This is a genomic window from Terrabacter sp. C0L_2, from assembly GCF_036352015.1.
Lineage (GTDB): Bacteria > Actinomycetota > Actinomycetes > Actinomycetales > Dermatophilaceae > Terrabacter > Terrabacter tumescens.
In genome coordinates this window covers 67,830-92,315 of sequence record NZ_CP143557.1, presented here as the reverse complement: position 1 = coordinate 92,315, position 24,486 = coordinate 67,830, and the positions used below count along the sequence as shown (strand labels likewise).

General features: G+C 71.3%; 25 protein-coding genes, 1 tRNA gene and 1 pseudogene. 12 read left to right on the top strand and 15 right to left on the bottom strand.

Annotated features, from left to right (window positions below; genetic code table 11):
- Window positions 1-51: 51 nt before the first annotated feature.
- Both U5C87_RS00480 and U5C87_RS00475 read left to right on the top strand, forming a co-directional pair.
- Window positions 52-447, top strand: a pseudogene (locus U5C87_RS00480) (SulP family inorganic anion transporter); the annotation flags it as partial.
- A 55-nt stretch (window positions 448-502) separates the two neighbouring features.
- Window positions 503-1,702, top strand: a complete 1,200-nt coding sequence (locus tag U5C87_RS00475) for a SulP family inorganic anion transporter (protein WP_330476642.1) — start codon at window positions 503-505, stop codon at window positions 1,700-1,702.
- Window positions 1,703-1,779: 77 nt separating this feature from the next.
- Here the strand turns inward: U5C87_RS00475 and U5C87_RS00470 are convergent.
- The 3 genes from U5C87_RS00470 to U5C87_RS00460 form a co-directional block, all read right to left on the bottom strand.
- Window positions 1,780-1,855, bottom strand: a tRNA-Lys gene (locus U5C87_RS00470).
- Window positions 1,856-2,016: 161 nt separating this feature from the next.
- Complete coding sequence (locus U5C87_RS00465; RefSeq protein WP_330474706.1) at window positions 2,017-2,532, bottom strand: hypothetical protein; 516 nt, start codon at window positions 2,530-2,532, stop codon at window positions 2,017-2,019.
- Window positions 2,533-2,743: 211 nt separating this feature from the next.
- Entirely contained in the window at window positions 2,744-3,592 is an 849-nt protein-coding gene (locus U5C87_RS00460) for a hypothetical protein (RefSeq protein ID WP_330474705.1), read from the bottom strand.
- A 194-nt stretch (window positions 3,593-3,786) separates the two neighbouring features.
- On the opposite strand from U5C87_RS00460, the gene U5C87_RS00455 reads away from it, so the two are divergent.
- Window positions 3,787-4,308, top strand: a complete 522-nt coding sequence (locus U5C87_RS00455; protein ID WP_330474704.1) for a YbhB/YbcL family Raf kinase inhibitor-like protein — start codon at window positions 3,787-3,789, stop codon at window positions 4,306-4,308.
- 51 nt (window positions 4,309-4,359) lie between these two features.
- Here the strand turns inward: U5C87_RS00455 and U5C87_RS00450 are convergent, their stop codons facing one another.
- Together U5C87_RS00450 and U5C87_RS00445 are read right to left on the bottom strand one after the other, a co-directional pair.
- A complete protein-coding gene (locus U5C87_RS00450; protein WP_330474703.1) occupies window positions 4,360-4,953 on the bottom strand; it encodes a mycothiol transferase in 594 nt (197 codons plus the stop codon).
- 70 nt (window positions 4,954-5,023) lie between these two features.
- The gene (locus U5C87_RS00445) at window positions 5,024-5,812 is read right to left on the bottom strand and encodes a sigma-70 family RNA polymerase sigma factor (RefSeq protein WP_330474702.1); all 789 of its coding nucleotides are present in this window, start codon (window positions 5,810-5,812) and stop codon (window positions 5,024-5,026) included.
- Window positions 5,813-5,998: 186 nt separating this feature from the next.
- Between U5C87_RS00445 and U5C87_RS00440 the strand changes: the two genes are divergently transcribed.
- The 3 genes from U5C87_RS00440 to U5C87_RS00430 are packed head-to-tail and all read left to right on the top strand — an operon-like array spanning window position 5,999 to window position 8,822.
- A complete protein-coding gene (locus U5C87_RS00440; RefSeq protein ID WP_330474701.1) occupies window positions 5,999-6,754 on the top strand; it encodes a (Fe-S)-binding protein in 756 nt (251 codons plus the stop codon).
- The gene (locus tag U5C87_RS00435) at window positions 6,751-8,241 is read left to right on the top strand and encodes a lactate utilization protein B (RefSeq protein WP_330474700.1); all 1,491 of its coding nucleotides are present in this window, start codon (window positions 6,751-6,753) and stop codon (window positions 8,239-8,241) included. Before U5C87_RS00440 ends, U5C87_RS00435 begins: the two co-directional genes overlap by 4 nt.
- Entirely contained in the window at window positions 8,238-8,822 is a 585-nt protein-coding gene (locus tag U5C87_RS00430; protein WP_330474699.1) for a LutC/YkgG family protein, read from the top strand. Before U5C87_RS00435 ends, U5C87_RS00430 begins: the two co-directional genes overlap by 4 nt.
- 30 nt (window positions 8,823-8,852) lie before the next feature.
- On the opposite strand, the gene U5C87_RS00425 is transcribed toward U5C87_RS00430, so the two are convergent.
- Window positions 8,853-9,407: a hypothetical protein gene (locus U5C87_RS00425; RefSeq protein ID WP_330474698.1), complete on the bottom strand. Its 555-nt coding sequence runs from the start codon at window positions 9,405-9,407 to the stop codon at window positions 8,853-8,855.
- Window positions 9,408-9,435: 28 nt separating this feature from the next.
- Window positions 9,436-9,705, bottom strand: coding sequence for a hypothetical protein (locus tag U5C87_RS00420; protein WP_330474697.1), 270 nt, complete (start codon window positions 9,703-9,705; stop codon window positions 9,436-9,438).
- Window positions 9,706-9,757: 52 nt separating this feature from the next.
- Here U5C87_RS00420 and U5C87_RS00415 point away from each other — a divergent pair, with 52 nt between their 5' ends.
- The 4 genes from U5C87_RS00415 to U5C87_RS00400 all read left to right on the top strand — a co-directional run bounded on the left by U5C87_RS00415 (window position 9,758) and on the right by U5C87_RS00400 (window position 12,595).
- Window positions 9,758-10,369, top strand: a complete 612-nt coding sequence (locus U5C87_RS00415) for a hypothetical protein (protein WP_330474696.1) — start codon at window positions 9,758-9,760, stop codon at window positions 10,367-10,369.
- 298 nt (window positions 10,370-10,667) lie between these two features.
- The gene (locus U5C87_RS00410; protein WP_330474695.1) at window positions 10,668-10,874 is read left to right on the top strand and encodes a hypothetical protein; all 207 of its coding nucleotides are present in this window, start codon (window positions 10,668-10,670) and stop codon (window positions 10,872-10,874) included.
- Window positions 10,875-10,962: 88 nt separating this feature from the next.
- Entirely contained in the window at window positions 10,963-11,583 is a 621-nt protein-coding gene (locus U5C87_RS00405; RefSeq protein ID WP_330474694.1) for a DUF47 domain-containing protein, read from the top strand.
- A gap of 7 nt (window positions 11,584-11,590) precedes the next feature.
- The gene (locus tag U5C87_RS00400) at window positions 11,591-12,595 is read left to right on the top strand and encodes an inorganic phosphate transporter (protein WP_330474693.1); all 1,005 of its coding nucleotides are present in this window, start codon (window positions 11,591-11,593) and stop codon (window positions 12,593-12,595) included.
- 161 nt (window positions 12,596-12,756) lie between these two features.
- Here the strand turns inward: U5C87_RS00400 and pstB are convergent, their stop codons facing one another.
- The 7 genes from pstB to mshD all read right to left on the bottom strand — a co-directional run bounded on the left by pstB (window position 12,757) and on the right by mshD (window position 21,286).
- A complete protein-coding gene (gene pstB, locus U5C87_RS00395; RefSeq protein WP_330474692.1) occupies window positions 12,757-13,533 on the bottom strand; it encodes a phosphate ABC transporter ATP-binding protein PstB in 777 nt (258 codons plus the stop codon).
- Between the two features lie 19 nt (window positions 13,534-13,552).
- Window positions 13,553-14,518 (bottom strand): phosphate ABC transporter permease PstA, encoded by a 966-nt coding sequence (gene pstA / locus U5C87_RS00390; protein WP_330474691.1) that lies wholly within the window; start codon window positions 14,516-14,518, stop codon window positions 13,553-13,555.
- Window positions 14,515-15,522, bottom strand: coding sequence for a phosphate ABC transporter permease subunit PstC (gene pstC / locus U5C87_RS00385; protein ID WP_330474690.1), 1,008 nt, complete (start codon window positions 15,520-15,522; stop codon window positions 14,515-14,517). Before pstC ends, pstA begins: the two co-directional genes overlap by 4 nt.
- 115 nt (window positions 15,523-15,637) lie before the next feature.
- Window positions 15,638-16,759, bottom strand: a complete 1,122-nt coding sequence (gene pstS, locus U5C87_RS00380) for a phosphate ABC transporter substrate-binding protein PstS (protein WP_330474689.1) — start codon at window positions 16,757-16,759, stop codon at window positions 15,638-15,640.
- Window positions 16,760-16,978: 219 nt separating this feature from the next.
- On the bottom strand, window positions 16,979-17,929 hold the full coding sequence (locus U5C87_RS00375) for an NUDIX hydrolase (RefSeq protein WP_330474688.1): 951 nt from the start codon (window positions 17,927-17,929) through the stop codon (window positions 16,979-16,981).
- Window positions 17,930-17,966: 37 nt separating this feature from the next.
- The gene (locus tag U5C87_RS00370; RefSeq protein WP_330474687.1) at window positions 17,967-20,279 is read right to left on the bottom strand and encodes an RNA degradosome polyphosphate kinase; all 2,313 of its coding nucleotides are present in this window, start codon (window positions 20,277-20,279) and stop codon (window positions 17,967-17,969) included.
- A gap of 44 nt (window positions 20,280-20,323) precedes the next feature.
- Window positions 20,324-21,286, bottom strand: coding sequence for a mycothiol synthase (gene mshD / locus U5C87_RS00365; protein ID WP_330474686.1), 963 nt, complete (start codon window positions 21,284-21,286; stop codon window positions 20,324-20,326).
- A gap of 261 nt (window positions 21,287-21,547) precedes the next feature.
- Between mshD and U5C87_RS00360 the strand changes: the two genes are divergently transcribed.
- A complete protein-coding gene (locus U5C87_RS00360; protein ID WP_330474685.1) occupies window positions 21,548-23,371 on the top strand; it encodes a bifunctional metallophosphatase/5'-nucleotidase in 1,824 nt (607 codons plus the stop codon).
- Between the two features lie 78 nt (window positions 23,372-23,449).
- On the opposite strand, the gene U5C87_RS00355 is transcribed toward U5C87_RS00360, so the two are convergent.
- Complete coding sequence (locus tag U5C87_RS00355; protein WP_030199630.1) at window positions 23,450-24,154, bottom strand: response regulator transcription factor; 705 nt, start codon at window positions 24,152-24,154, stop codon at window positions 23,450-23,452.
- A gap of 66 nt (window positions 24,155-24,220) precedes the next feature.
- Between U5C87_RS00355 and U5C87_RS00350 the strand changes: the two genes are divergently transcribed.
- On the top strand, window positions 24,221-24,481 hold the full coding sequence (locus U5C87_RS00350; RefSeq protein ID WP_330474684.1) for a MoaD/ThiS family protein: 261 nt from the start codon (window positions 24,221-24,223) through the stop codon (window positions 24,479-24,481).
- Window positions 24,482-24,486: the final 5 nt, after the last annotated feature.

The following is a 24,486-nucleotide window of genomic DNA, read 5'->3' as shown; positions in this document are numbered from 1 at the left end:
TCGCCGGACGCTCGACCGAGGACCGGCCACCCGGAGAGCCCAGGAGGTGCGATGGCGAGGACGCTGGTCCCGGGCCTGACCCGGCAGAACGCCGCGGCGGAGGCCGTCCAGGGCGTGACGCTCGTGGCGATCGCGGTGCCGCTCAACATCGGCTACGCGCAGATCGCCGGGCTGCCGCCGACCGCAGGTCTCTACGCGCTGGTCGTGCCGGCCGTGCTCTACGCGCTCACCGTCTCGTCGCGCCAGCTCGTGGCCTCTCCGGACGCGGCCGCGGCTGCCCTCGTCGCGTCGTCGGTCGGGGGGCTTGCCGTGGCCGGCAGCGACACGTACCTGCAGCTGGCGCTCGCGCAGGCCGTCATCAGCGGCGTCCTGCTGCTCGCCTTCGGCTTCCTCGGCCTCGGGTTCGTCGCGAACTTCCTGTCCAAGCCGATCCTCATCGGCTTCGTCGGGGGACTCGCCCTCGACATCCTCGTCAGCCAGGTCGCGAAGATGCTGGGTCAAGATCAACAGCGGCGGCGAGTTCGTCGAGAAGCTCGGCGAGCTGCTCTCGGGGCTCCCGCACGCCAACGTCGTCTCGATCCTGCTCTCTGCCGGCTCGGTCACGATCCTGCTCCTCGGGCGGCGGCTCGCGCGCGCCGTGCCGTGGGCCCTCATCGTCCTCGTCGTCGCGACGGTCCTCACGGTCGCGGCGTCCCTCGAGGACCACGGGGTGTCGGTCCTGGGCGAGGTGGCGGCCGGTCCGCCGACCTTCACGTGGCCGGCGCTCGACCTCGCCCAGTGGTTCTCCGTGGTGCCGTCGGCGATCGCGCTGACTCTCGTGGTGACGGCCGAGGGGCTGCTCGTGTCGCGCAGCTACAGCGAGAAGCGTGGCTACCCGATCGACCCGAACCGCGAGCTCGTCGCCTTCGGCGTCGGGAACGCGGCGTCCGGCCTGAGCGGCGGCTTCGCGGTCGGGTCGTCCACCTCGCGGACCGCGTTCATGGATGCGGCAGGATCGCGCACCCAGCTGCCGTCGATCGTCGCCGCGGTGCTCACGCTGCTGCTGCTCCTCTTCGGCACCGGCCTGCTCGCGGACATCCCGAGCCCGGCCATCGGGGCCATCGTCGCGGTCGCCGTCGTGCCCCTGGTCGGGGTCGGCGAGCTGCGCGAGCTCTGGCACCTCGACCGCTACGAGTTCGCCGTAGCCGCCGCGTGCTTCCTCGGCACGCTCCTCATCGGGGCGATTCCCGGCATCCTCATCTCCTTCGTCCTCGCCCTCGTCAACCTCACCCGGCGTGCGGCCAACCCCGGCGTCGACCTCCTGGGCGCGAGCGTCGACGCCGACCAGGCGCTCCCCGTCGTCACGGGCGCCGCCGTCGTCACCGGGCCCGGCGTCGTCGTCCTGCGCTTCTCCGCGCCGATCTTCTTCGCCAACGTGGGTGTCCTGCGCGACCGGGTCCACGAGGTCGTCGAGGCCGCGGTCGACGCCGACGTGCCGGTGCGCCACCTCGTGCTCGACCTCGAGGGCGTGACCGACATCGACGTGACGGGGTCCGAGGGCCTCGGGCAGGTGAAGGTCTGGCTCGAGGATCGGGGGATCACCCTGCACTACAGCCGGGTGCGGCCGAGCGTGCAGGAGCGGCTCGGGCACTTCGGCCTCGACGAGGGAACGACGAGCTTCGGCACGAACCGCGCGGCGATCGAGGCGCTGAGGTCCGGGTGACCAGCGGCAGCCGGGGACCGGCTGACGGCGACCGATCGCCACAGGGTGCGACCGGGCCGCTGCAGGGCGAGGTTGTGTGGTGGGCCCCGTCGGGCTCGAACCGACGACCGGCGGATTAAAAGTCCGATGCTCTACCGACTGAGCTAGAGGCCCGCGGGGGTCGAGGACCCCGCGACGCCAGTATGCCGCAGCGGCCGGGGGCAGCCGAACCGGACCGACGGACCTGCACGAGCTCGGGTGCGGGGGCGCCTGTGAGGGGGCGGCTCGGCTCCTGGCGGTCCGCCGGTCCGCCGTTGGTGGGCACGGCCGGGTGATCAGTCCCGGCGTCCGCGCACCCAGTCCTCGAGCGATCCGTCGACGTGGTCGCGCATCACGACCACCCACACGAGCACCGAGGCGGCGAACTCGCCCATCGGCGCCGCAGCGGCCACGTCGTCGCGGAGGGCGGCGAAGCTCGCGCCGTCGGTGGGGCGGCGGAAGCGGAGGCGCGGCGAGTCGAGCACGACGGCACGGGCCGCAGCGGGAAGGCTCTCGACGGTGGCGGGCCGCGCCGCGGCGACGGCCTGGCGCCGGAGGATCGCCCGCCACCGGATGAGACCTCCGACGGTGACGCCGACGGCCGCGGCGGCCAGCACGACGGCGGCGCCCAGCGCGAGGTCGGACTCGCCGACCCGCCAGACCCGGGTCACCGATCCGGCTCCCGCGGCAAGGACGAGCGCGATGACGAACGGCCACGCGAGACGCCACCACGCGGCATCACGCCTGAGCCGCTCCTGCTCGTAGAGGCGCGACGCCCACTCCCGGACGGCGAAGACCGGCACGTCGGTCACGGGCTCCGTCGGCTGCGGGACTGGCCCGTCGGGGTACCCGTCGGAGGACGGAGACGCCGGCCTGGCGCGGTGCGCCTCTCGTTCCTTGCGCATCCTGGCCCCTGTCTGGTTTGTCACGTTCTGCGTCGTCCCAGACTAACGATCCGCAGGGGCGATGGCGCGCACGTCCGGCTCGGCGGTCGTGCGCGCCCCCGTCGCCACCCCTGGGGGATCAGTCGTCGGCTGCCGGGTCGCCCTGGCGCGACACGGGACCCAGGGTGGTCCGCAGCTCACGTCGGGCGGAGTCGACGACGGCTCGCCGGGCCCTGAACTGGTCCGGTCCGGCGCCGGGCGGTGCCGCGAGGTCGGCGCCGACCGCCTCGACGAGGCCACGCAGCAGACCTCGCACGTCGGTGGCGCGCTCCGCTCGTGCGGCGTCCGGGGCGGTCGTCGTCAGGTTGTGGAACGTCGCGTCGGCCTCGAGCAGACGCGGTTGCGCAGCCGACCAGATCGCCTGAGCCTCAGCGGTGCTCGTGCCGGACAGGACCTGCGCGGCCAGGGAGTCCTCGACCCACGACGCCTCGAGCTCGGCCGCCGCGAGCCGCTCGTCCCAGTCGCGGACCTCGGCCTGCGCGCGGCTGCGCCGGATGAGGTACCGGGCCAGCGCTCCCAGTGCGACCAGCGCGAGCAGCAGCCACGGCCACCACGTGGTCCCGCCGTCGTCGGGTTGCCCCGGGGGTGCGGCCTCGGGCGTCGGGGTCGGCGTGGCGCTGGGGGAGGGCGCCTCGGTCGCCGACGGCGTCGCCGTGACGGTCTGCGTCTCGGTGGCCGTCTGCGTCTGCGTCTGGGTGGCCGTCGCCGTGGCCGTCTCCGTCCTCGTCTCGGTCTTCGTCACCGTCTCGGGAGGGGGCGTCGCGGTGGGCCGCGTCGGGAGCGCGACCGACGGCAGCTCGACGGTCGGCAGGTTGATGCTCGGCCGAGACGTCGGCGACGAGATGGACCCGCCCCCGGAGCACGCCGCCAGCCCGGCCGGCACGAGGAGCGCGGTGAGCAGGACGGCCAGGGCAGGGGTGCGTCTCATGCGCGATTGTCCGCGCACGACACCCCGTCACTGCCTCACCCGCCCGGGGTGAAGCCGGGTGAAGCCGGGGTGAAGCCGGGTGAAGCGGGGTGGAGGGCGCCAGGGGAGTGAGCCGACGTCGACGAGCTCGTGTCGACGCGGCATACGGACTCGGTGGGTATGGTGCAAGCGTCAACGACTCGCAGGAGGACAGCATGAGCCTCGACCGACCGGTCGCCCCCAACCCCTACGACCTGTTGCCGCAGGTGCCGTCGTTCACCGTGACGAGCACCGACGTCACCGACGGCGCGCCGCTCAAGGACGACCAGGTGGCCGACGCCGGCAACACCTCCCCGCAGCTGTCGTGGAGCGGAGCGCCGGAGGGCACGCAGAGCTACGTCGTCACGTGCTTCGACCCCGACGCCCCGACGCCGAGCGGCTTCTGGCACTGGGTGCTCGTCGACCTCCCTGCCGACGTCACCTCGCTCGACACCGGCGCTGCCTCGGCAGCCTTGCCCGGCAAGGCTTTCCACGTGCGCAACGACGGTGGCGAGCAGGGCTTCATGGGTGCCGCGCCGCCCGCGGGCGACATGCCGCACCGCTACTTCTTCGTCGTCCACGCGGTGTCCGAGCCGAGCCTCGGCGTCGACGACTCCGCGTCACCGGCGGTCGTCTCGTTCAACCTCGCCTTCAAGACCCTCGCCCGCGCCGTCATCCACGGCACCTACCAGCACTGAGCCGAAACCGAGGACGTGTGCCGGGTCGCCCGTCGGGCGGCTCGGCACCGGTCACGCGAAGGTGAAGTGACCGGACGTCGGCGTCCAGCCGTCGGGCGGGTCCTCGCCCACCGTGCCGTCGACGGCCTCGCGCAGCAGGTCCGCGTGCCCGCTGTGGCGGGCGTACTCCTCGACGAAGTCGGAGACGAGCCGGCGCAGGTTCGCGTGCCGCCCGTCCGGCATCGACGCGTGGACCTCCTGGCCGAGACCGCCGTGGTCGAGGGCGTCGGCCAGCCGCTGTCGTGACCGCTGCACGGCGTCGTCGAAGAGGGCGTAGAGCGTCTCCGGCGAGTCCTGGGCCGCGGACTCGAACTCCCAGTCGTCGCTGCCGTCCCAGCCGGTGGCGTCCCACGGCGGCCCGATGGGCTCTCCGCGCAGCTGGTGCGTGAAGGTGTAGTCCTCGCACGCGGCTAGGTGCTTGAGCAGTCCTCCGAGCGTCAGGCTCGAGGCGCCGACGCGCGCCGACAGCCCGGCGGCGTCGAGGCCGTCTGCCTTCCACCGGAACGTGGCTCGCATCCGCTCGAGGGAGCCGACGAGCTGTTCGACGTCGTTGCCGGCGATCGGCGGCTCCCACGGGGTCGGGTCCGTCGTCTGGGTCGTGGTCATGACCCGACGGTAGGAGGGGTCCCGGACGTTCGACGTCCGGCAGCCGCGAACCGTCCGTGACCGACCGACGTCAGGCGCTGAGCAGCTCAGCGGAGTCGAGGTGCTCGCGCAGCTCCGCGAGCACACGGCGCAGCAGTCGGCTGACCTGCATCGCGCTGAGGCCCATCGTCTGGGCGATCTCCGCCTGCGTCATGTCGTGGGCGAAGCGCAGCTCGAGGATCTCCTGGTCACGAGCGGGCAGCCGGCTGAGCGCGGTGCGCACGACGATGCCCTCGTCGAGCCCGGGGTCGGTCTGGTGGTCGGCACGCGCGTCGACGAGGTCGAGCACGGGACGACCGCCCTCCGTCGTGGTCGCGTCGAGCGAGGCCGGTCGAAGGTTCGTCGAGGCGACCTGCGCCTCCTTCACCTGCTCCAGCGTCAGGTCGAGCGCCGAGGCGAGGTCGGCCTGCGTGGGCTCGTGGCCGAGCGTCTGCTCGAGACGGGTGCGGGCGTCGGTGACGAGCTGGCGGCGCTCCTGCAGGCCGCGCGGAGGGCGCACGAGCCAGCCGTGGTCACGGAAGTGACGGCGCAGCTCACCGGTGATGGTGGGCGTGGCATACGCGCCGAACTCGGTCGCCTGTTCGAGGTCGAAGCGACGAATCGCCTTGAGCAGAGCGAGGAATGCCACCTGCTCGAGGTCCTCGCGGTCGAGGCCCTTGCCCGAGTACCGGTGCGCCAGGGAGCGGGCGAGGGGCATGTGCAGCCGGGTCACCGTCTCGAGCGCCGCGGACCTCTCGGTCTCGGAGGTCGAGGTGCGGATCGTGCTGATGAGCTCACGGGTGCGGGCGTCCTTGCGGGGACCGCGCGAAGGGTCGGTCATGTCTGCTCCATCCAAAGAAATCAGGGTGGCGGCGCTTTCTTGACCGACGTCAGGAACCCTAGACAAAGTCTCAACATTGCACAAGCCCTAGACATGGACGGAGTCGAAGGCGCCCGACAGGGGCGCCTTGGGCGGAGGCCTCGTCGCTTCCGCCCGCTCGCCCTCGTGCTGTGCGAGGGTGGTCGCATGCGAGTGGCGTTGATGGTGACCTGCATCAACGACGCGCTGTTCCCGGACGCCGGCAAGGCCGTCGTCACGCTCCTGCGCCGGCTGGGGGTCGACGTCGAGTTCCCCGCGGCCCAGACCTGCTGCGCGCAGCCCATGGTCAACACCGGCTACCTCGACGAGGCGGTCCCGGTCGTGCGCACCTTCGTGCGGGCGTTCGAGGGCTACGACGCCATCGTCACGCCGTCCGGCTCGTGCGCCGGATCAGCGCGCCACCAGCACTCGATCGTGGCAAGGCGATCCGGCGACGCAGGGCTCGCGACGGCGGTGGCCGAGGTCTCGCCCCGCGTGCACGAGCTGTCCGAGTTCCTCGTCGACGTCCTCGGCGTGGAGGACGTCGGTGCGTCCTTCCCGCACTCGGTCACCTACCACCCCACCTGCCACTCGCTGCGGATGCTCGGCGTCGGTGACCGGCCGGAACGACTGCTCCGTGCCGTCCGGGGCCTCCGGCTGCTCGACCTCCCACAGGCGGAGGAGTGCTGCGGCTTCGGCGGCACCTTCGCGGTCAAGAACGCCGACACCTCCGTGGCGATGGGCGCCGACAAGGCCCGTCACGTGCGCGAGTCCGGCGCCGAGGTGCTCGTCGCCGGCGACAGCTCGTGCCTCATGCACATCGGCGGGGTGCTCACCCGGCAACGGGCCGGCGTCCGGGTCATGCACCTCGCCGAGGTGCTGGCCTCGACCGAGGGGTCGACCGCTCGAGGGGTCGACCGATGAGCCGCACGTTCGTCGGCATGCCGCCGTTCCCCACCGCCGCCCGTGAGGCCCTGGCCGACCCGCAGCTGCGCAGCAACCTCGCGCACGCGACGGCGACGATCCGCGCCAAGCGGGCGGCAGTCGTGGCCGAGGTCGACGACTGGGAGGCGCTCCGGCTCCGGGCCGCAGCCATCAAGGACGACGTCCTGCTCCACCTCGACGATCACCTCGTGCGGCTCGAGGAGTCCCTGACGGCGCGTGGTGCCGTCGTGCACTGGGCCCGCACGGCCGAGGAGGCCTCGGAGGTCGTGGCGCAGGTCGCCCGGGCCCACGGCGTCGACGAGGTCGTCAAGGTCAAGTCGATGGCGACGCAGGAGGTGGAGCTCAACGAACACCTTGCGGCGCAAGGCATCTCGGCGTGGGAGACCGACCTCGCCGAGCTCATCGTCCAGCTCGGTGACGACCTGCCGAGCCACATCCTCGTGCCCGCCATCCACCGCAACCGCGCCGAGATCCGGGCCATCTTCGAGCGCGAGATGGCTCGGGTCGGACGCCCCGCACCCGCCGACCTGACCGACGACCCCGCCCGTCTCGCCGAGGCGGCGCGACTGCACCTGCGCGAGAAGTTCCTCCGCGCCAAGGTCGGCGTGAGTGGCGCCAACTTCGCCGTCGCCGACTCCGGCACCCTGGTCGTCGTCGAGTCCGAGGGCAACGGCCGCATGTGCCTGACCTTGCCCGAGGTGCTCGTGTCGGTGGTCGGCATCGAGAAGGTCGTACCGACGTGGACCGACCTCGACGTCTTCCTCACCCTGCTGCCGCGGTCGTCGACGGGGGAGCGGATGAACCCCTACACCTCCACGTGGTCCGGGGTGACGCCCGGCGACGGGCCGCAGGAGGTGCACGTCGTCCTGCTCGACAACGGCCGCACGCGCGCGCTCGCCGACGAGGTCGGCCGCCAGGCGCTCCGGTGCATCCGCTGCTCGGCCTGCCTCAACGTGTGTCCCGTCTACGAGCGCACGGGCGGGCACGCCTACGGCTCGGTCTATCCCGGTCCCATCGGCGCGATCCTCAACCCGCTCCTCAAGGGCGTCGGCCACGACGAGCAGACCGACTCGCTGCCCTACGCCTCGTCCCTCTGCGGCGCCTGCTTCGAGGCCTGTCCCGTCCGCATCGACATCCCGAGCGTCCTCGTGGACCTGCGCGCCCAGGTCGTCGACGCGCACCGCTCGGGCGTGCCCAAGCCCGAGGCGCTCGCGATGCGCGCCACCGCGGCGACCTTCGGCTCGGGCGCGCGGCTCGCTGCCGCGGAGCGCGCGTCGGGACTCGCGGGCCGTGCGTTCGACGCCCTCTCCTCCCTCACCCACCGCGGTCGCCGGGCGGGGGGCCGACGGCTGCTCGGTCGCCTTCCCGGCCCCGGCGCGGCGTGGACCGATGCCCGTGACCTCCCCGTCCCGCCGGCGGAGTCCTTCCGCGCGTGGTGGAAGCGCACCGAGGGCGGCACCCGGTGACGGCGCGCGACGAGATCCTCGCCGCCGTCCGAGCCGCCGTCGCCCCCGCCCGGCGCCCGGTCGACGTGCCCGCCCTCGACCGGCCCGAGCGCGAGCCCGACGTCGACCTCTTCGCCGAGCGCGTCGCCGACTACCGCGCCACCGTCGTGCGGTGCGCGCCCGACGGCGTCGACGCCGCCATCGCCGCGGCGCTGCCCGACGGCGCCTCGGTCGTCGTGCCGGAGGGTATGCCGTATGCCGTGCCGGGCGCGGTCGCCGACGCGGCCCTGACCCCGACCGAGCTCGACGCCGTCACGGCCGTGGTCACCACGGCGACGGTCGCGATCGCGACGACCGGCACCATCGTGCTCTCGCACGGGCCGGGGGAGGGTCGGCGGGTGCTGACGCTCGTGCCCGACCTCCACGTCTGTGTCGTCCTGGCCGACCAGGTCGTCGACGACGTCCCGGCCGCCGTGCGCCGGCTCGACCCGTCACGGCCCACGACGTGGGTCAGCGGCCCGTCGGCGACCAGCGACATCGAGCTGAACCGCGTCGAAGGCGTCCACGGCCCACGCACGCTGCACGTCGTCCTCGTCGGGTGACACACGGCATACGCGATCGTCTCCAAAAGCTCAGCCGACGCGAGTCAGCTTGTAGTGCAAGCGAACTGCCGTCGCCGACCACATGCGCAGGTCGTGGTCCGTGCGCAGCACGCCCTCGTCGTCGACGTAGACGCGGAAGCGCTCGTGGATCGGCGCGCGCGACGCGTGGTCGCGGCCCGACCCCCTGACGACGACGTAGGCGCCGTCGCTGCCGAAGGCCCCCGGCGGCGAGTCGAGCTGCAGCGAACCGTCCGGCAGCACCGTGGGGCGCAGGAAGACCTGTACGTTGCCGGCCTCGAGCGGGAAGGTCACGTGCACGCTCGCCCGGTCGGCGCCGGGGAGCACCCGACTCGCGTAGCACCCGCTGTAGACGAACTCGCCCGTGGACCGCAGCGACCGGATCCAGCCCGCGGCCCGCTGACCGCCGCCCGCGTCGGTGATGACGGCGACCCGGCTGTCCATCCCGTGCGCGACGTCGAGGGGCCGCATCGGCAGGGCCAGCTGCTGCACGCGCCGGCCGAAGAAGCGCGACACGAGCTCGCCGCCGGGCTGGAAGGCGGCGGTCCACCGCGTCCACACCTCCATCCGCCAGCGCGACGTGTGCTCGTAGAAGTCACGGACGTCGGGGTGCAGGGCGGCGGCCCTGAAACCGGGGCCGTCGAAGCACCGTGAGATCAGGGAGCAGGCCTGCCCCGTCGACGTCTTCGCGCACGTGGCCGCCCCAGCGTGCAGCGGCGCTCGCCAGCCAGGCGTCGCCGATGACAGAGCCGTCGTGCACGGGCGCGTCCAGCCACGCGTGCGCGCCGGTGAGGTCGACGGGTCGTCCCGTCGTGCGCCAGAGCGTGCGGGTCACGCGGTCGAGGCGCGGCATCAGTGAGCTCACGAGCGCAGCGTGCCAGAAGGGTGGCGTCGGTGCCGGGGGTTAGCCTGCTGGGATGAGCGAGAGCGACCACCGCGCCCCCAGGCGGCCAGCCTTCTTCAGCGAGGCGGCCCTCGAGGCGCACGGTCCCGCCTACGACCCCACCGAGCAGATCCACGTCGCCCACGAGACGGCGCTGGCGCTCGTGCACGCCGGGCGCGCCGCCGCCGACCCTGCCGTGACCCGCAAGCTCGTCGCGCTCGTCGACGACATCGGCCTGTCGACCCTCGCCGAGCTGTGGTCGCAGCGTCCCGCTCGCTCGCTCCCGGGTGCACTCTGGCGCCTCTACGTGCTGCGTGAGTGGGTCCGTCGCGCCCCCGCGGAGGCCAGTCGGGAGTATGCCGCGGGCATCCGTTTCACCGGACCCAACCACGCCGTCGCCGGGGCCGCCGAGCCGCCTGGGCCCCAGGAGATGAGCCGTGTCATCGACGAGGTGCTGCGTGGCGTCTTCGAGGGCGACCTGGCCGTGGCGCTCGAACGAGCCTCTGCGTTCTGCCGCGTCGTCTCCGCCGGACGTGCCGACATCTCGCTCGGTGACGAGGCCGCCGAGCAGGCCGCCAACGTCCTCGTCATGGCCGAGGACCTCACGGTGTGCGCCCGGCTGTGGCGTGCCGACGCCCTCGACTGAGCCGACTCGCGCGTCGCACCGTGCGGCCGGCAGCCGGGAGGCTTCGGCCCTTGCGTCCTGACGTCTTTGGTGATCCCTATCCACGCCTTTATCCTTGAACGCGCGTCGGGTCGTGGTAGCCCCGGGTCCCAAATTCAGCCGCTACGAGCGGCCCTGTGCCGAGAGGCGCTCCCGACCCGACGCAACCTCCACCCACTGCTCTGGTGTCCGGCACCGTCTCCGTGAAGCGCCATGCAGCAGGGTGCTCCTAAACCCTCCACGGCCCCACGAACGATCCGCGGGCCGCTAGATTGAAGCCATGACGCCCGCCGAGGAGCGGTCCGGTGACCTGCTCGACGTCGCTCTTGCCGACGAGATCGAACTGGTGAGCGACCTCGTCGTCGCCGCCTCGTCCAGTCCGCGTCACTTCACGCCCGAGGAGGTCGACGAGCTGCTCGGGGTGCCAGGGACCGCGGACGACGGCTCCGCCCCGGGCAACGACGCGGCGGCCGACCCGGCCGGGTGAACGCCGGATTGACGCTCGGTTGCACTGGAGTGTCCTCGACGCCGTAGCATCTTCCCCGGACCAGCCCTCGATCGACCGGAGCATCCCCGTGGGTTTTCGCCTCACACCCCAGGACACGAGCTTTTTCACCCTCTTCACGTCCTCAGCACAACTCCTCGTCGAGGCGACCCGGGAGCTGACCCGCTTCCTCGAGGTCGAGCCCTCGAAGCGCCAGACCGTGGCCGACCGGCTCAAGGAGCTCGAGCACGCCGCCGACGACGCGACGCACGAGCTCATCAACAAGGTGAACAGCTCGTTCATCACGCCGTTCGACCGCGAGGACATCCACAACCTCGCCGCGTCCCTCGACGACTGCATGGACTACATCGAGGAGACCGCCGACCTCATCGTGCTCTACCGCATGGGTGAGATCCCCGAGGGTCTCGCCGAGCAGTTCGAGATCCTCGCTCGCATGGCCGAGGTGACCGCCGAGGCCATGCCGCGGCTGCGCTCGATGAAGGACCTCAAGAGCTACTGGATCGAGATCAACCGCCTCGAGAACCAGGCCGACTCGCTCCACCGCAAGATGGTGGCCGCCCTCTTCAACAACTCGCCCGACCCGGTCAACGTGATCAAGGTCAAGGCCATCGTCGACGGCTTCGAGAACGCCGCCGATGCGTTCGAGAAGGTGGCCCACGTCGTCGAGGGCATCGCGGTCAAGGAGTCCTGACCGACTGATGGACACGACCATCCCCGTCCTCGGGGTCGGTGCGGTCATCGCACTGGCCATGGGCTTCAACTACACCAACGGCTTCCACGACGCGGCCAACGCGATCGCGACCTCGGTCTCGACGCGGGCGCTGACACCTCGGGTGGCCCTCGCCATGGCGGCGGTCGCCAACCTCTTCGGCGCCTTCTTCGGCGCCAAGGTGGCCAAGACCATCGGCTCGGGCATCATCGAGCAGCCGCAGGGCGTCAACGGGCTCTGGCTCGTCGCGGCAGCCCTCATCGGCGCCATCGGCTGGAACCTGCTGACCTGGTGGTTCGGCCTGCCGTCGTCGTCGTCGCACGCCCTCATCGGCGGCCTCGGCGGTGCAGCGCTCGTCGCCGGCGTGGCCGTGCAGTGGACCGTCATCTGGGAGAAGGTCATCATCCCGATGGTGGCCTCCCCGATCATCGGCCTCGTGCTCGGCTACCTCGTCATGACGGCGATCTTCTGGATCTTCCGCAACTCCAACCCGGGCCGGGTCACGCGCGGTTTCCGGTGGGCCCAGACCGCGTCGGCGGCCGCGATGGCCTTCGGCCACGGCCTGCAGGACGCCGCCAAGACCGCCGGCGTCGTCGTCCTCGCGCTCAACATCTCCGGGCACCACACCGACGACAGCATCCCGATCTGGGTGCTCGTGCTCTCGGCCATCGTCATCTCCCTAGGGACGTATGCCGGTGGGTGGCGCATCATGCGCACGCTCGGCCGCCGCATCATCGACCTCACGCCGCCCCAGGGCTTCGCGGCCGAGACGACGGCCGCGGCGATCCTCTACGTCGCAGGCCTGTCCTTCGGGGCGCCCATCTCGACGACGCACACGATCACATCGGCGATCATGGGTGTCGGCGCGACCAAGCGTCTCTCCGCGGTGCGGTGGAGCGTGGCAGGCAACATCGTCGGCGCCTGGGTGCTCACCTTCCCGGGAGCGGGCCTCGTCGCCGTCGTCGCCTGGTACGCCACGTCGATCTTCCGCTGACCGGCACGCGCTGACCGGCACGCGCCGCCCGGCGCGCACCGGGCGGCCGCAGCCGCACGGCATACGGCACACGGCATACGAGAAGTGCCCACCCGAGACCTCGGGTGGGCACTTCTCCTGTGTCGCTGCGGAGCCCGCGGGCCTGCGAGCCTCGACGACCCTCAGCCGAAGCGGCCGGAGATGTAGTCCTCGGTGGCCTGCTCGGTCGGGTTGTTGAAGATCCGCGTCGTGTCACCGATCTCGACGAGACGGCCCGGCTCACCGGTCGCCTTGAGGTTGAAGAAGGCCGTCCGGTCCGAGACGCGGGCCGCCTGCTGCATGTTGTGCGTGACGATGACGATCGTGAACTCGTTCTTGAGCTCGTTGATGAGGTCCTCGATCGCGAGCGTCGAGATCGGGTCGAGGGCCGAGCACGGCTCGTCCATGAGCAGCACCTGAGGCTGCACCGCGATCGCACGCGCGATGCAGAGGCGCTGCTGCTGGCCACCGGAGAGGCCGGCACCCGGCTTGTTCAGACGGTCCTTGACCTCGTTCCAGAGGTTGGCGCCCTTGAGCGAGGTCTCGACGATGCCGTCGAGGGTCTTCTTGTTCCTGACGCCGTTGAGGCGCAGGCCCGCGGCGACGTTGTCGTAGATCGACATCGTCGGGAACGGGTTGGGCCGCTGGAACACCATGCCGATGGTGCGGCGCACGGTGACGGGGTCCATCGAGCTGGCGTAGAGGTCCTGGTCGTCGAGCATGACCTTGCCCTCGACGCGGCCGCCGGGGACTACCTCGTGCATGCGGTTCAGGGTGCGCAGGAAGGTCGACTTGCCGCAGCCGGACGGGCCGATGAAGGCCGTGACGGAACGGGGCTCGACCGTCATCGAGACGCCCTCGACGGCCTTGAAGCCGCCGTAGTAGACGTTGAGGTCGGTGACGTCGATTCGCTTTGCCATGTCAGGGGTTCGCTTTCTCTTACTTCTTGACCGAGCCGAAGTGCGCGATGACCCGGCCGATGAGGTTGAGCAGCAGGACGAGGATGATCAGGGTGAGGGCGGCGCCCCACATGCGCTCGGCGGCGGTGGACAGTGCGAAGTCGCCGCGGTCCTGGTTGATCATCATCGGCAGCGTCGGGAAGTTGCCGTTGAACAGGTCGCGCTGGAAGTTCTTCGTGTACGGCGCGAGGATCAGCAGCGGCGCCGTCTCGCCCATGACGCGGGCGATGCCGAGCAGCACGCCGGTGACGATGCCGGAGAACGCCGTGCGCAGCACGACCTTGACGACGGTGACCCACTTGGGCACACCGAGGGCGTAGGCCGCCTCCCGCAGCTCGTTGGGCACGAGCTTCAGCATCTCCTCGGTCGAGCGCACGACGACGGGGATCATGAGCAGCACGAGGGCGAGCGCCGCGGCGAAGCCGGAACGGCCGAGACCGAACGTCGTCACCCACACGGCGTAGATGAACAGGGCGGCGACGATCGACGGCACGCCCGAGAGGATGTCCACGGTGAAGCTGATCGCCTTGGCGAGCCGGCCGCGGCCGTACTCCACGAGGTAGACGGCCGTGAGGATGCCGATCGGCACCGCGATGAGGGCGGTGAAGCCGACCATCGTCAGGGTGCCCTCGATGGCGTGCCGGGCGCCTCCGCCGAAGTCGTCGGAGTTGATGTTGCGCTGGTTGCCGGTCCACCACGTCGCCGTGGTGAGCATGTGGAAGCCCTTGCCGATGACGGTGCCGAGGATCCACACGAGGGGGACCATGGCGAGCGCGAAGGCGGCCCACATGACGATCCGAGCGACGACGTCCTTGGCCCTGCGGCCGCGGTGCGGGTGGCTCATCTCGGAGAGCGCGTCGCGGCCCGGCCGGCCGCCCGGGGGCGTCACGGGCTCGCCCGGAGCCACCTGGTCGTCAGGGACGCGGCGGTCGGTGGCGGTGCTCATTCGGTGAAGGCCTTCCTGCGCTCGATGACGACGCGGGCGATGCTGTTGACGACGAAGGTCAGCACGAACAGGACCAGACCGGCCGCGATGTAGGCGCCGGTCTTGCCCGGGTTGCTGAACTCCGCCGCGTTGTTGGCGATCTTCGAGGCGAACGTCTCGCCGCCGTTGAAGAGCGACCACGTCCACGGGCTGCCGTCGGAGAGGGCCGACACGAGGAAGGTGACGGCGATCGTCTCGCCGAGCGCACGGCCGAGGGCGAGCATCGAGGCGGAGATGACGCCGGGACGGCCGAAGGGCAGCACCGCGGTGCGGATCATCTCCCACTGCGTGGCCCCGAGCGCGAGCGCGCCCTCCTTGTGGGCGATGGGCGTCTGGTCGAAGACCTCGCGCGAGAGCGCGGTCACGATCGGCAGCACCATGATCGCGAGCACGATGCCGATGAAGAAGATCGTGCCGCCGCTGATGCCGGTCGGCGCGAAGAGCGGGAACCAGCCGAGGGCGCTCTCGATCCAGCCCTGCACCGGCTTGAAGACCGGCGCGAAGGCGATGAGGCCCCAGAGGCCGTAGACGATCGACGGCACGGCCGCGAGGAGGTCGACGAGGCCGGCCGCCGGACGACTCATCCAGGTGGGCGCGTACTGGGTGATGAAGAGGGCGACGGCCACCCCGACCGGCACCGCGACGAGCATCGCGATGGTCGAGGCGGTCACCGTCGTCCAGAGGAACTCGAGGATGCCGAAGGCCGGCTTCTCGCCGCCCGGTGCCCAGACCCGGCTCGTGAAGAAGCTCTCCGAGTTGTTCATCAGGGCGGGCACGGCCTGCACGACGAGGAAGACCGCGATGAGGCTGACGAGGGCGATGACGACGACACCGGACGCCGTCGCGGCGCCGCCGAAGAGACGGTCGCCGAAACGGCCGGTGGATGCCCGGTCGCCCTGCAGGGGCTGCTTCCCGTCAGGCCCGGGAGCCTGGTCCGTGGCGGACACGCCGGTCACTGTGGACACGTGGAGGCCTCTTCCTTCGTTCGGGTGGTACTGGCGCAGGGGCGGACGCCGGTTGCGGCGCCCGCCCCTGCGTGGTCGACCCGGTCGGATCGCTCCGTCCGGGTCAGGCGGAGGTTCAGGAGATCGCGTCGACCGCGGTCTGGACCTTGGTGGCGACCTCGGCCGGCAGCGGGGCGTAGCCCTTGGTCTCGAGGCCCTTCTGGACGGAGTCGGAGGCGAAGGACTTGAGGAAGCTCTTGACCTTCTTGCCCGTCTCGGCGTCGGCGTACTTCGAGCAGACGATCTCGTACGTCACGAGGACGATCGGGTAGGCCCCGGCCTCCTTGGTGGCGTAGTCGATCTTGAGCGCGAGGTTGTTGCCGGTGCCGGTCTGCTTGGCCGTGGCGATCGTCTTGCCGGCCGACTCGGCGGTCAGCTCGACGGGGCCGGAGCCGGTGTCGATCTGGGCCATCGGCAGCTGGTTCTGCTGGGCGTAGGAGAGCTCGACGTACGTGATGCCGCCGTCCTGGCCCTTCACCGCGGTGGCGACACCGGCCGACTTCTCCTTGCCCTCGCCCTTGCCGGTCCACTTCTTGCCGGTGTCGTAGGACCAGGCGTCGGGAGCGGCGGCCTTGAGGTACTTCGTGAAGTTCTCGGTCGTGCCCGACTCGTCGGAGCGGAAGAAGACCTTGATCGGCGTCGAGGGCAGCGTGACGCCCTTGTTGATCGCCGCGATGGCCGGGTCGTTCCACGTCGTGATCTTGCCGTCGAAGATCTTGGCCGCGACCTCGGCGTTGAGCACGAGCTTGTCGACGCCCTTGACGTTGTAGGCGATCGCGATCGGACCGGTGACCATGGGCAGGTTCCAGGCGTCGGAGCCGCACGAGGCCTTGGCGTCGTCGGCCTCGATCTTGCCGTCCTTGGGCTCGGTCTTGAGGGCCGAGTCGGAGCCGGCGAAGTCGACCTGCTTGGCGATGAACTGCTTGATGCCGGCACCGGAACCGGTGGGCTGGTAGTCGATGTTGGCGTCGGCGCAGTTCGTCTGGTACGCCTTGATCGCCTCGTCGATGGCGTTCTTCTGCGCCGAGGAGCCCTCGGCCTTGAGGTCGCCGCTGAAGCAGTCGCCCGCAGCGGCGGAGCCGCCTGCGGTGGAGCCCGCGCCGGGAGTGGCGCCGTTGTTCTCGGACGCGCAGGCCGAGAGCGCAAGAGCGCCGGACAGGGCGATGGCGCCGAGAGCGCTGATACGCGAAACAGACACGAGTGTGATCCCTCTCGATGGGGTGTTCCTGGTGGTCGGTCGGTCAGATCCGAGCGACGTTGCTGGATGGTGATCCACGGCGAACATAGGTCCGCAGGATGACCAGCGGTCCACGTGCGGTTAACGCAGGGTGAACGAGGGGCGACGTCTTGGGGTGGGCCGCCACCTCGGGATGCGACCCGGCCGGGACCGGCCCACGATGAAGGGTTCGAGCAGGGCTCAGGTGTCGATGCGTTCGACGTCGACGACGCGCGCGTCCTCGCCGCGTCCGACGAGGTGGCACACCAGCACCTCGCCCTTGTGCATCGCCTCGTCGGCGGCGGCCCGCAGGTGCTCGGCGACGAGGTCGCCGCGCTCCGGGGAGGAGGAGACCCGGGCGTGGAGCAGGCCGAGGAGGGTCGGCAGCACCGGCCCGTGGCTGCACAGTGCGGCGGGATCGCCACGCTCGAGCAGGCGCTGGACCTGGGCGACGGCGCCGACCTGGCTCTCGGCGAAGCCCTCCTCGGAGAGCACGTCACGGGTGCGCAGGCGCAGTCCGGTCCTGACGGCATACGGCTCGACGGTGGCGACGCAGCGGGTCGACGACGAGGAGACGACCCGCTTCACGCCGTAGGCGTCGAGCACGGCCGCGACCGTGGCGGCCTGGGCGCGGCCGACGGCGTCGAGCGGGCGCTTGCGGTCGTCGCCGTCCCACTTGCCGCGCGGGGTCGCCTTGGCGTGGCGGACGAACGCGATGGGCCACGAGCGCAGCTCGTCGGCCCGGTCGGCGCGGACGAGGGCGAGCAGCTGCTCGCGGTCGCGTGCGTAGTCGAGGCGGTCGTGGGCCGTGCGCACGTCGACCCAGGCGACCTCGTCGATCTCGTGCTCGAGCGCCCCGGTGCCTCCCGTGACGCGGGCCGACCAGTAGTGCACCTTCTTCGTCGCCGGGCCGCCGGTCTGGTCGAGCACGGGGTACTCCGCCGACGGCAGCGGCACCCCGAGACGCACGACGAGGCCGGTCTCCTCGAGCGTCTCACGGGTCGCGGCGACGCACGCGTGCTCCCCGGGGTCGAGCTTGCCCTTGGCCCACGACCAGTCGTCGTACTTCGGCCGGTGGACGAGGGCGACCTCCAGGCGTCCGTCGCGGCGGCGCCAGGGCAGCGTGCCGGCGGCGGGGATCACGGAGGACACGGGCGCCAGTCTGCCTGATGGGGTGGTCGTATGCCGGTCAGCGACGGCGTGCCTTGCGGCGCCGCTTGTCGTGTCGCTCGATGAGCCTGCCCTGCAGGTCGTCGAGCGGCTCACCGGAGTCGGACAGGTGGTGGCGCACCCAGCGGCCGTCGGAGCCGAGGTCCCAGCGCGAGGTCGTGTCGGCGAACGCGAGGTCGATGAGGTCGGCGAGCTCGACGACGTGGCCGGGGTCGGCGATGCGCACGAGCGCCTCGACCCGGCGGTCGAGGTTGCGGTGCATCATGTCGGCGCTGCCGATGTAGACCTGCGGGTCGCCGCCGTGGTCGAACCAGAAGACCCGCGAGTGCTCGAGGAAGCGCCCGAGGATCGAGCGGACCCGGATGTGCTCCGAGAGCCCCTCGACGCCGGGACGCAGGGCGCAGATGCCGCGCACCCAGATGTCGACGCGGACGCCGGCGATGCTCGCCCGGTAGAGCGCGTCGATGAGCGCCTCGTCGACGATCGAGTTGGCCTTGATGACGATGCGTCCGGCCGGTGCGCCCTCGCGGCGCGACTCGTGGAGCTCGATCTCCTCGTCGATGAGGTCGATGAGGCCCGACCGCACGGAGCGGGGCGCGACGAGCAGCCGCTTGAACTTGCTCCGGGGCGCGAAGCCCGACAGGAGGTTGAAGAGGCGCGACAGGTCCTCGCCCACCTGCGGGTCGGTCGTGAAGAGGCCGAAGTCCTCGTAGACGCGCGCCGTCTTGGGGTTGTAGTTGCCGGTGCCGATGTGGCAGTAGCGCACGAGGCCCTCGGACTCCTGGCGCACGACGAGGCACAGCTTGGCGTGGGTCTTGAGGCCGACGACGCCGTAGACGACGTGGACGCCCGCCTCCTCGAGCTTGCGGGCCCAGGAGATGTTGTTGACCTCGTCGAAGCGCGCCTTGATCTCGACGACGGCGAGCACCTGCTTGCCGGCCTCGGCGGCGTCGATGAGGGCGTCGATGATGGGGGAGTCGCCCGAGGTGCGGTAGAGCGTCTGCTTGATCGCGAGGACCTTCGGGTCGTTCGCGGCCTGCTCGATGAAGGCCTGCACCGACGTCGAGAACGAGTTGTAGGGGTGCTGGACGAGCACGTCCTTCTGCCGGACCGCGGCGAGCAGGTCGATGGCCTTGGCGCTCTCGGTCGGCGCGAAGTCGGGGTGCGTGCGCGGGAAGAACTTCGGGAACTCGAGGTCGCTGCGGTCGACGTCGGCGATGGTGAACAGTCCCCGCAGGTCGAGCGGGGTCGGGAGCCGGTAGATCTCCCGGTCGCTGATCTGCAGCTCGCGGGCGAGCATGTCGAGGACCTTGGGGTCGATGTCGTCCTCGACCTCGAGGCGGATCGGCGGCCCGAAGCGGCGCCGGGTCAGCTCCTTCTCCAGGGCGGTCAGGAGGTTCTCGGCGTCGTCCTCCTCGACCTCGAGGTCCTCGTTGCGGGTGACCCGGAAGGAGAAGTGCTCCTGCACGAGCATGCCGGGGAAGAGCTGGTCGAGGTGGCTGGCGATGACGTCCTCGAGGGGCACGAAGCGCTTGCGCTCGACGTCGGCGTCGACGTCCTCCTCGACGAGGATGAAGCGCGGCAGGCTCGGTGGCACCTTGACGCGGGCGAAGTGCTCGGTGCCGGTCTTGGGGTTCTGGAGCAGCACGGCGAGGTTGAGCGACAGCCCGGAGATGTAGGGGAACGGGTGCGCCGGGTCGACCGCGAGCGGCGTGAGCACCGGGAAGACGCGGTCGGCGAAGAAGTAGTGGAGCGGCTCGCGGTCGTCCTCGTCAAGGTCGTCCCAGCGCACCACGGTGATGCCCTCGTCCTCGAGGGAGGGGCGCACGTCGTGCTGGAAGACGCCGGCGTGCTGCTGCATCAGCTCGTGGGCGAGGCGGGCGATGCGCTCGAGCAGCTCGCGGGGCTCGAGCCCAGCCGCCGTGCGCACCGCGAGGCCGGTCGCGATGCGGCGCTTGAGCCCGGCGACCCGCACCATGAAGTACTCGTCGAGGTTGTTGGCGAAGATCGCGAGGAAGCGGGTCCGCTCGAGCAGCGGCACGGCCGGGTCCATGGCCAGCTGGAGCACCCGCTCGTTGAACTGCAGCCACGACAGCTCCCGCTCCAGGTAGCGGTCGGCCGGCAGGTCGTCCTCCTCGTCACCCTGGCCGGGAGCCCCGACGAAGCGGCCGTTCGCGGCCCGCGCGGGCACGCGCCGCGTCGGGACGGTGCTCGTGAACGAGCTGACCTCCGAGGGCTCGCTCGTCGGCTCCTCGGGTGCAGCGCCCCGCTCGGCCGCGGCCGGTGCATCCTGCTCGTGGAGGTCGGGGGTGGTGAGGCTGCCGGTGCTCATGCGCCCATCGTGGCACCGATAGGTGGCCTCGGGGTGAACTCGTCTCAGCCGGGGACCGGTGCGACCGGGGCCTCGGACGCCGTGTCCGGCGCGTCCTGGCGGGCGTACTGCCGGTGCACCTCGACGTCGACGAAACCGAGCGCGGCGTAGGTGCGCACGGCGGCGACGTTGTCCTCGTCGACGTAGAGCACGACCCGGTCCAGGCCGAGCGAGCGCAGGTGGTCCAGGCCCAGCACGGTGACGGCCCGGCCGAGTCCCTGGCCCTGGCGGTCGGGGGAGACGGCGACGACGTAGACCTCACCGACGTCCCCTCCGGGCGGGTCGACCTTGGTCCAGTGAGAGGCCGCGAGCACGTCGGGGGCGTCCGCCTCGACGACGAGGATCAGGCCGGCCGGGTCCCACCACGGCTCGGCCATGCGCTGGTCGAGGTCGGCCCGACGCAGCGACCCCTGCTCGGGGTGGTGGGCGAAGGCCGCGGCGTTGAGGGCCAGCCACGCGTCCTCGTCACGTCCGGGCTCGAAGGAGCGGACGGCATACCTCCCGTCGAGCGACGCGGCCGGCCACGACAGCCCCTCCTGCAGCGAGCGGCCCATGACGTGGAGCGAGCGGACGGCCACGAGGCCGTTGGCGCGGGCGAACGCGGCCGCGGCGTCGGCCGCTGCTCCCGTCGCGTGGCTCCAGACGCGTATGCCGTCCGGCAGGCTCGCGAGCAGCGCCGTGCCCACGCCCGACCGGCGGGCTGCGGGTGAGACGACGAGCTCGGCCGACGCCGGTCCCTCGCCCGTGCGGGACTGGGCGTAGCCGACGAGCGCGCCCTCGGCGTCGGTCGCGAGCAGGTGGTCGACCCCGTCGTGCTCGCGCGACCGCGCGGAGAGCCGGAACTGCTCCGAGAGCGCCTGCGAGCCGTCGACCGACGCGGCCTCCTCGGCGAGGGCGAGCACGGCGGCGGACTCGTCGGCGGTGAGCGGGGTGGTCGCGTCGCGCAGGGCGACCGTCGGGCGCGGCATACCGCGATTCCACCACAGCGACGTCCTGGGGTCTCCCGCTCGTCGCCCGTCCCGGCTAGGGTCCGGTGCAGGGCGCGGGGGCCCTGCACCGCAACTCACGACTCCGGGAGTCTTCGGACGCCTCCGGGACCGCTCCGGGTCGGCGCTGCCTGTCGTTCACAACACCGTCACTCAGCAAGCCCCACCGCGCACCCGCGGGGCACTAGCCTCCCGTGGGTGCCGATGGGCACGCGATCCACCCAGCAGACCAAGGGGAGACACATGTCCCGTACCACCCGCCGCATCACGGGCGTCGCCGTCGCAGGGATCTGCGCCGCGGCCCTCGCGGCACCGGCCCTGGCCGCACCCACCGCCGGGCCAGACACGAGCAAGGCTCCGGGCAAGACGCAGATCGACCTCCAGATCCTGTCCTTCAACGACTTCCACGGCAATCTCGAACCTCCGTCGGGTTCGAGCGGCCGCATCACGGTGACGCCGTACGTGGACGTGAACGACATCGACGGCGACGGCGACCGGACCGACCTGGTCAACTACAAGCTCGCGGGTGGGGTCGAGTACCTCGCAACCCACCTGAAGCAGGCCCGCGTCGGCCACGCCAACACGGTCACCGTCGCAGCGGGCGACATGGTGGGCGCGTCGCCGCTGCTGTCCGCGGCCTTCCACGACGAGCCGACCGTCGAGTCGCTCAACTCCCTTGGCCTCGACATCACGTCGGTGGGCAACCACGAGTTCGACGAGGGCTTCAAGGAGCTCCAGCGTCTCCAGAACGGCGGGTGCATCGACGACGGTGACGGCAAGGACAACCAGAACTCCTGCGCCGACCACCCCTTCACCGGTGCGAACTTCCAGTACCTCGCGGCCAACGTGATCGACACGTCGACGGGCAAGACGATCCTGCCGCCCTACGCGATCAAGAACTTCAACGGCGCCAAGGTCGGCTTCATCGGCATGACCCTCAAGGACACGCCCGGAATCGTGACGGCCTCCGGTGTCGCCGGCCTCGAGTTCAAGGACGAGGTGGCCACGGCCAACGCGCTGGTCCCGGTGCTCAAGGCGCAGGGCGTCAACGCCATCGTCGTGCTCGTCCACCAGGGCGGTGTGCCGCCGGCCAACACGCCCTACGACTACGCGTGCAAGAGCGGGTCCCTGTCCGCCGAGTCGCCGATCCTGCCCATCGCGCGCGACCTCAGCCCTGCGATCGACATGGTCATCTCCGGCCACACCCACCAGCCCTACGTGTGCAACATCCCGGACCCGGCCGGCCAGCCGCGCCTCGTGACGTCCGCGTCCTCCTTCGGTCGCCTCTACACCGAGACGAACGTCAAGTTCGACCGCCGCACCAGCGACATCGTGCGTCCGGCGGCCGCTGACCCGTACGCCAGCTCGGCCAACCGGATCGTGTCGCGCGACGTGGCGAAGGACCCTGCGCAGACGTCTCTCATCGCCCTCTACAACAAGCTCGTCGTCGGCGTGGCCTCCAAGGTCCTCGGGTCCATCACGAAGGACGTCACCACCACGCCCAACGCGGGCGGCGAGAGCGCACTCGGTGACCTCATCGCCGATGCGCAGCTGGCCGACCCGTCGGTGGTGACCGGTGGCCAGACCCCGGTCATCGCGTTCATGAACCCGGGCGGCATCCGGACCAACCTCACCTACGCGTTCTCGCCGTACGGCGAGGCGCCCGGCGAGGTCACCTTCGGTGAGGCCTTCACCGTGCAGCCGTTCAACAACTACCTCGTCTCCATGACGCTCACGGGTGCGCAGATCAAGTCCCTGCTCCAGGAGCAGTGGAGCGGCGACAACAGCAAGACGGCGAAGATCCTGCAGGTCAGCAAGGACTTCGCGTACACCTACTCGGGCACCACGCTCGGCACGGTGACCCTCAAGGGAACGCCTCTCGTCGACACGCAGACCTACCGCATCGTGACGAACAACTTCCTGGCAGGCGGGGGCGACGGGTTCCCGACGTTCCTCAAGGGCACGGACGTCTTCTTCGGCGGCCTCGACATCGACGCGTTCGCCAACTACCTCAAGAGCGTCTCGCCGTACACGCCCGGGGCGCTCACCCGCATCACCAAGCAGTGACCGCGGTCTCCTGACGCAGAACGGCCCGGCTCCTCTGGAGCCGGGCCGTTCTGCGTCGTCGACCGGACGACGTCCCGCTCAGGCGTCGGCGGTCTCGGTGGACGGGGAGTCGGCCCGGTCGGGGACGAGGCGGTAGCCGACGTTGCGGACCGTGCCGATGAGGGTCTCGTGGTCGGGGCCGAGCTTGGCGCGCAGGCGCCGCACGTGCACGTCGACGGTGCGGGTGCCGCCGTAGTAGTCGTAGCCCCAGACCTCCTGCAGCAGCTGCGCACGCGTGAAGACGCGGCCCGGGTGCTGGGCGAGGTACTTGATGAGCTCGAACTCCTTGTAGGTGAGGTCGAGCGGGTGCCCGCGGAACTTCGCGGAGTAGGACGACTCGTCGATGACGAGCTCGCCCGAGGTGATCGGCATGTCCAGGTCGGCGTCGTCGTCCTGGCCCTTGGTCATGGCCAGGCGCAGGCGCGCGTCGACCTCGGCCGGCCCGGCGGAGTCGAGCAGCACGTCGTCGAGGCCCCACTCGGCCGTGAGACCAGCGAGGCCGCCCTCGGTGAGGACGGCCAGCAGCGGGGTGCCGATCCCGGTGGTGCGCAGCACCCGGCACAAGGAGCGTGCGCTCGCCAGCTCCCGCCGCGCATCGACGATGACGACGTCGCAGTCGGGCGAGTCGACGAGCGCGGTGGCCTCGGCCGGCAGGATGCGCACCGTGTGGCTCAGCAGCCCGAGGGCAGGCAGCACCTCGGCGCTCGGGGCGAGCGCGTTGGTGAGCAGCAGCAGGCGGGCCATCTCATGCAGGATAGGCGAGACTGGTCACCAGCGAACCGGACCGCGCCAACGATGAGACGGAGTGAGATGCCCCCGAGTGCACCCGAGTCGCGCACGGTCACCGTGCGCTACTGGGCCGCGGCCCGTGCCGCGGCCGGCACCGACAGCGAGCAGCGGGCGGGCGCGACCGTCGGCCAGGTCGTCGAGGCCTCCGTCGCCGCCCACCCCGATCTCGCCCGCGTGGCCGCCGTGGCGACCTTCCTGCTCGACGGGCGTTCCGTGGGTCGCGACGAGCCCGTGCCCGCCGGCGGCACGGTCGAGGTGCTGCCGCCCTTCGCCGGCGGGTGATGCAC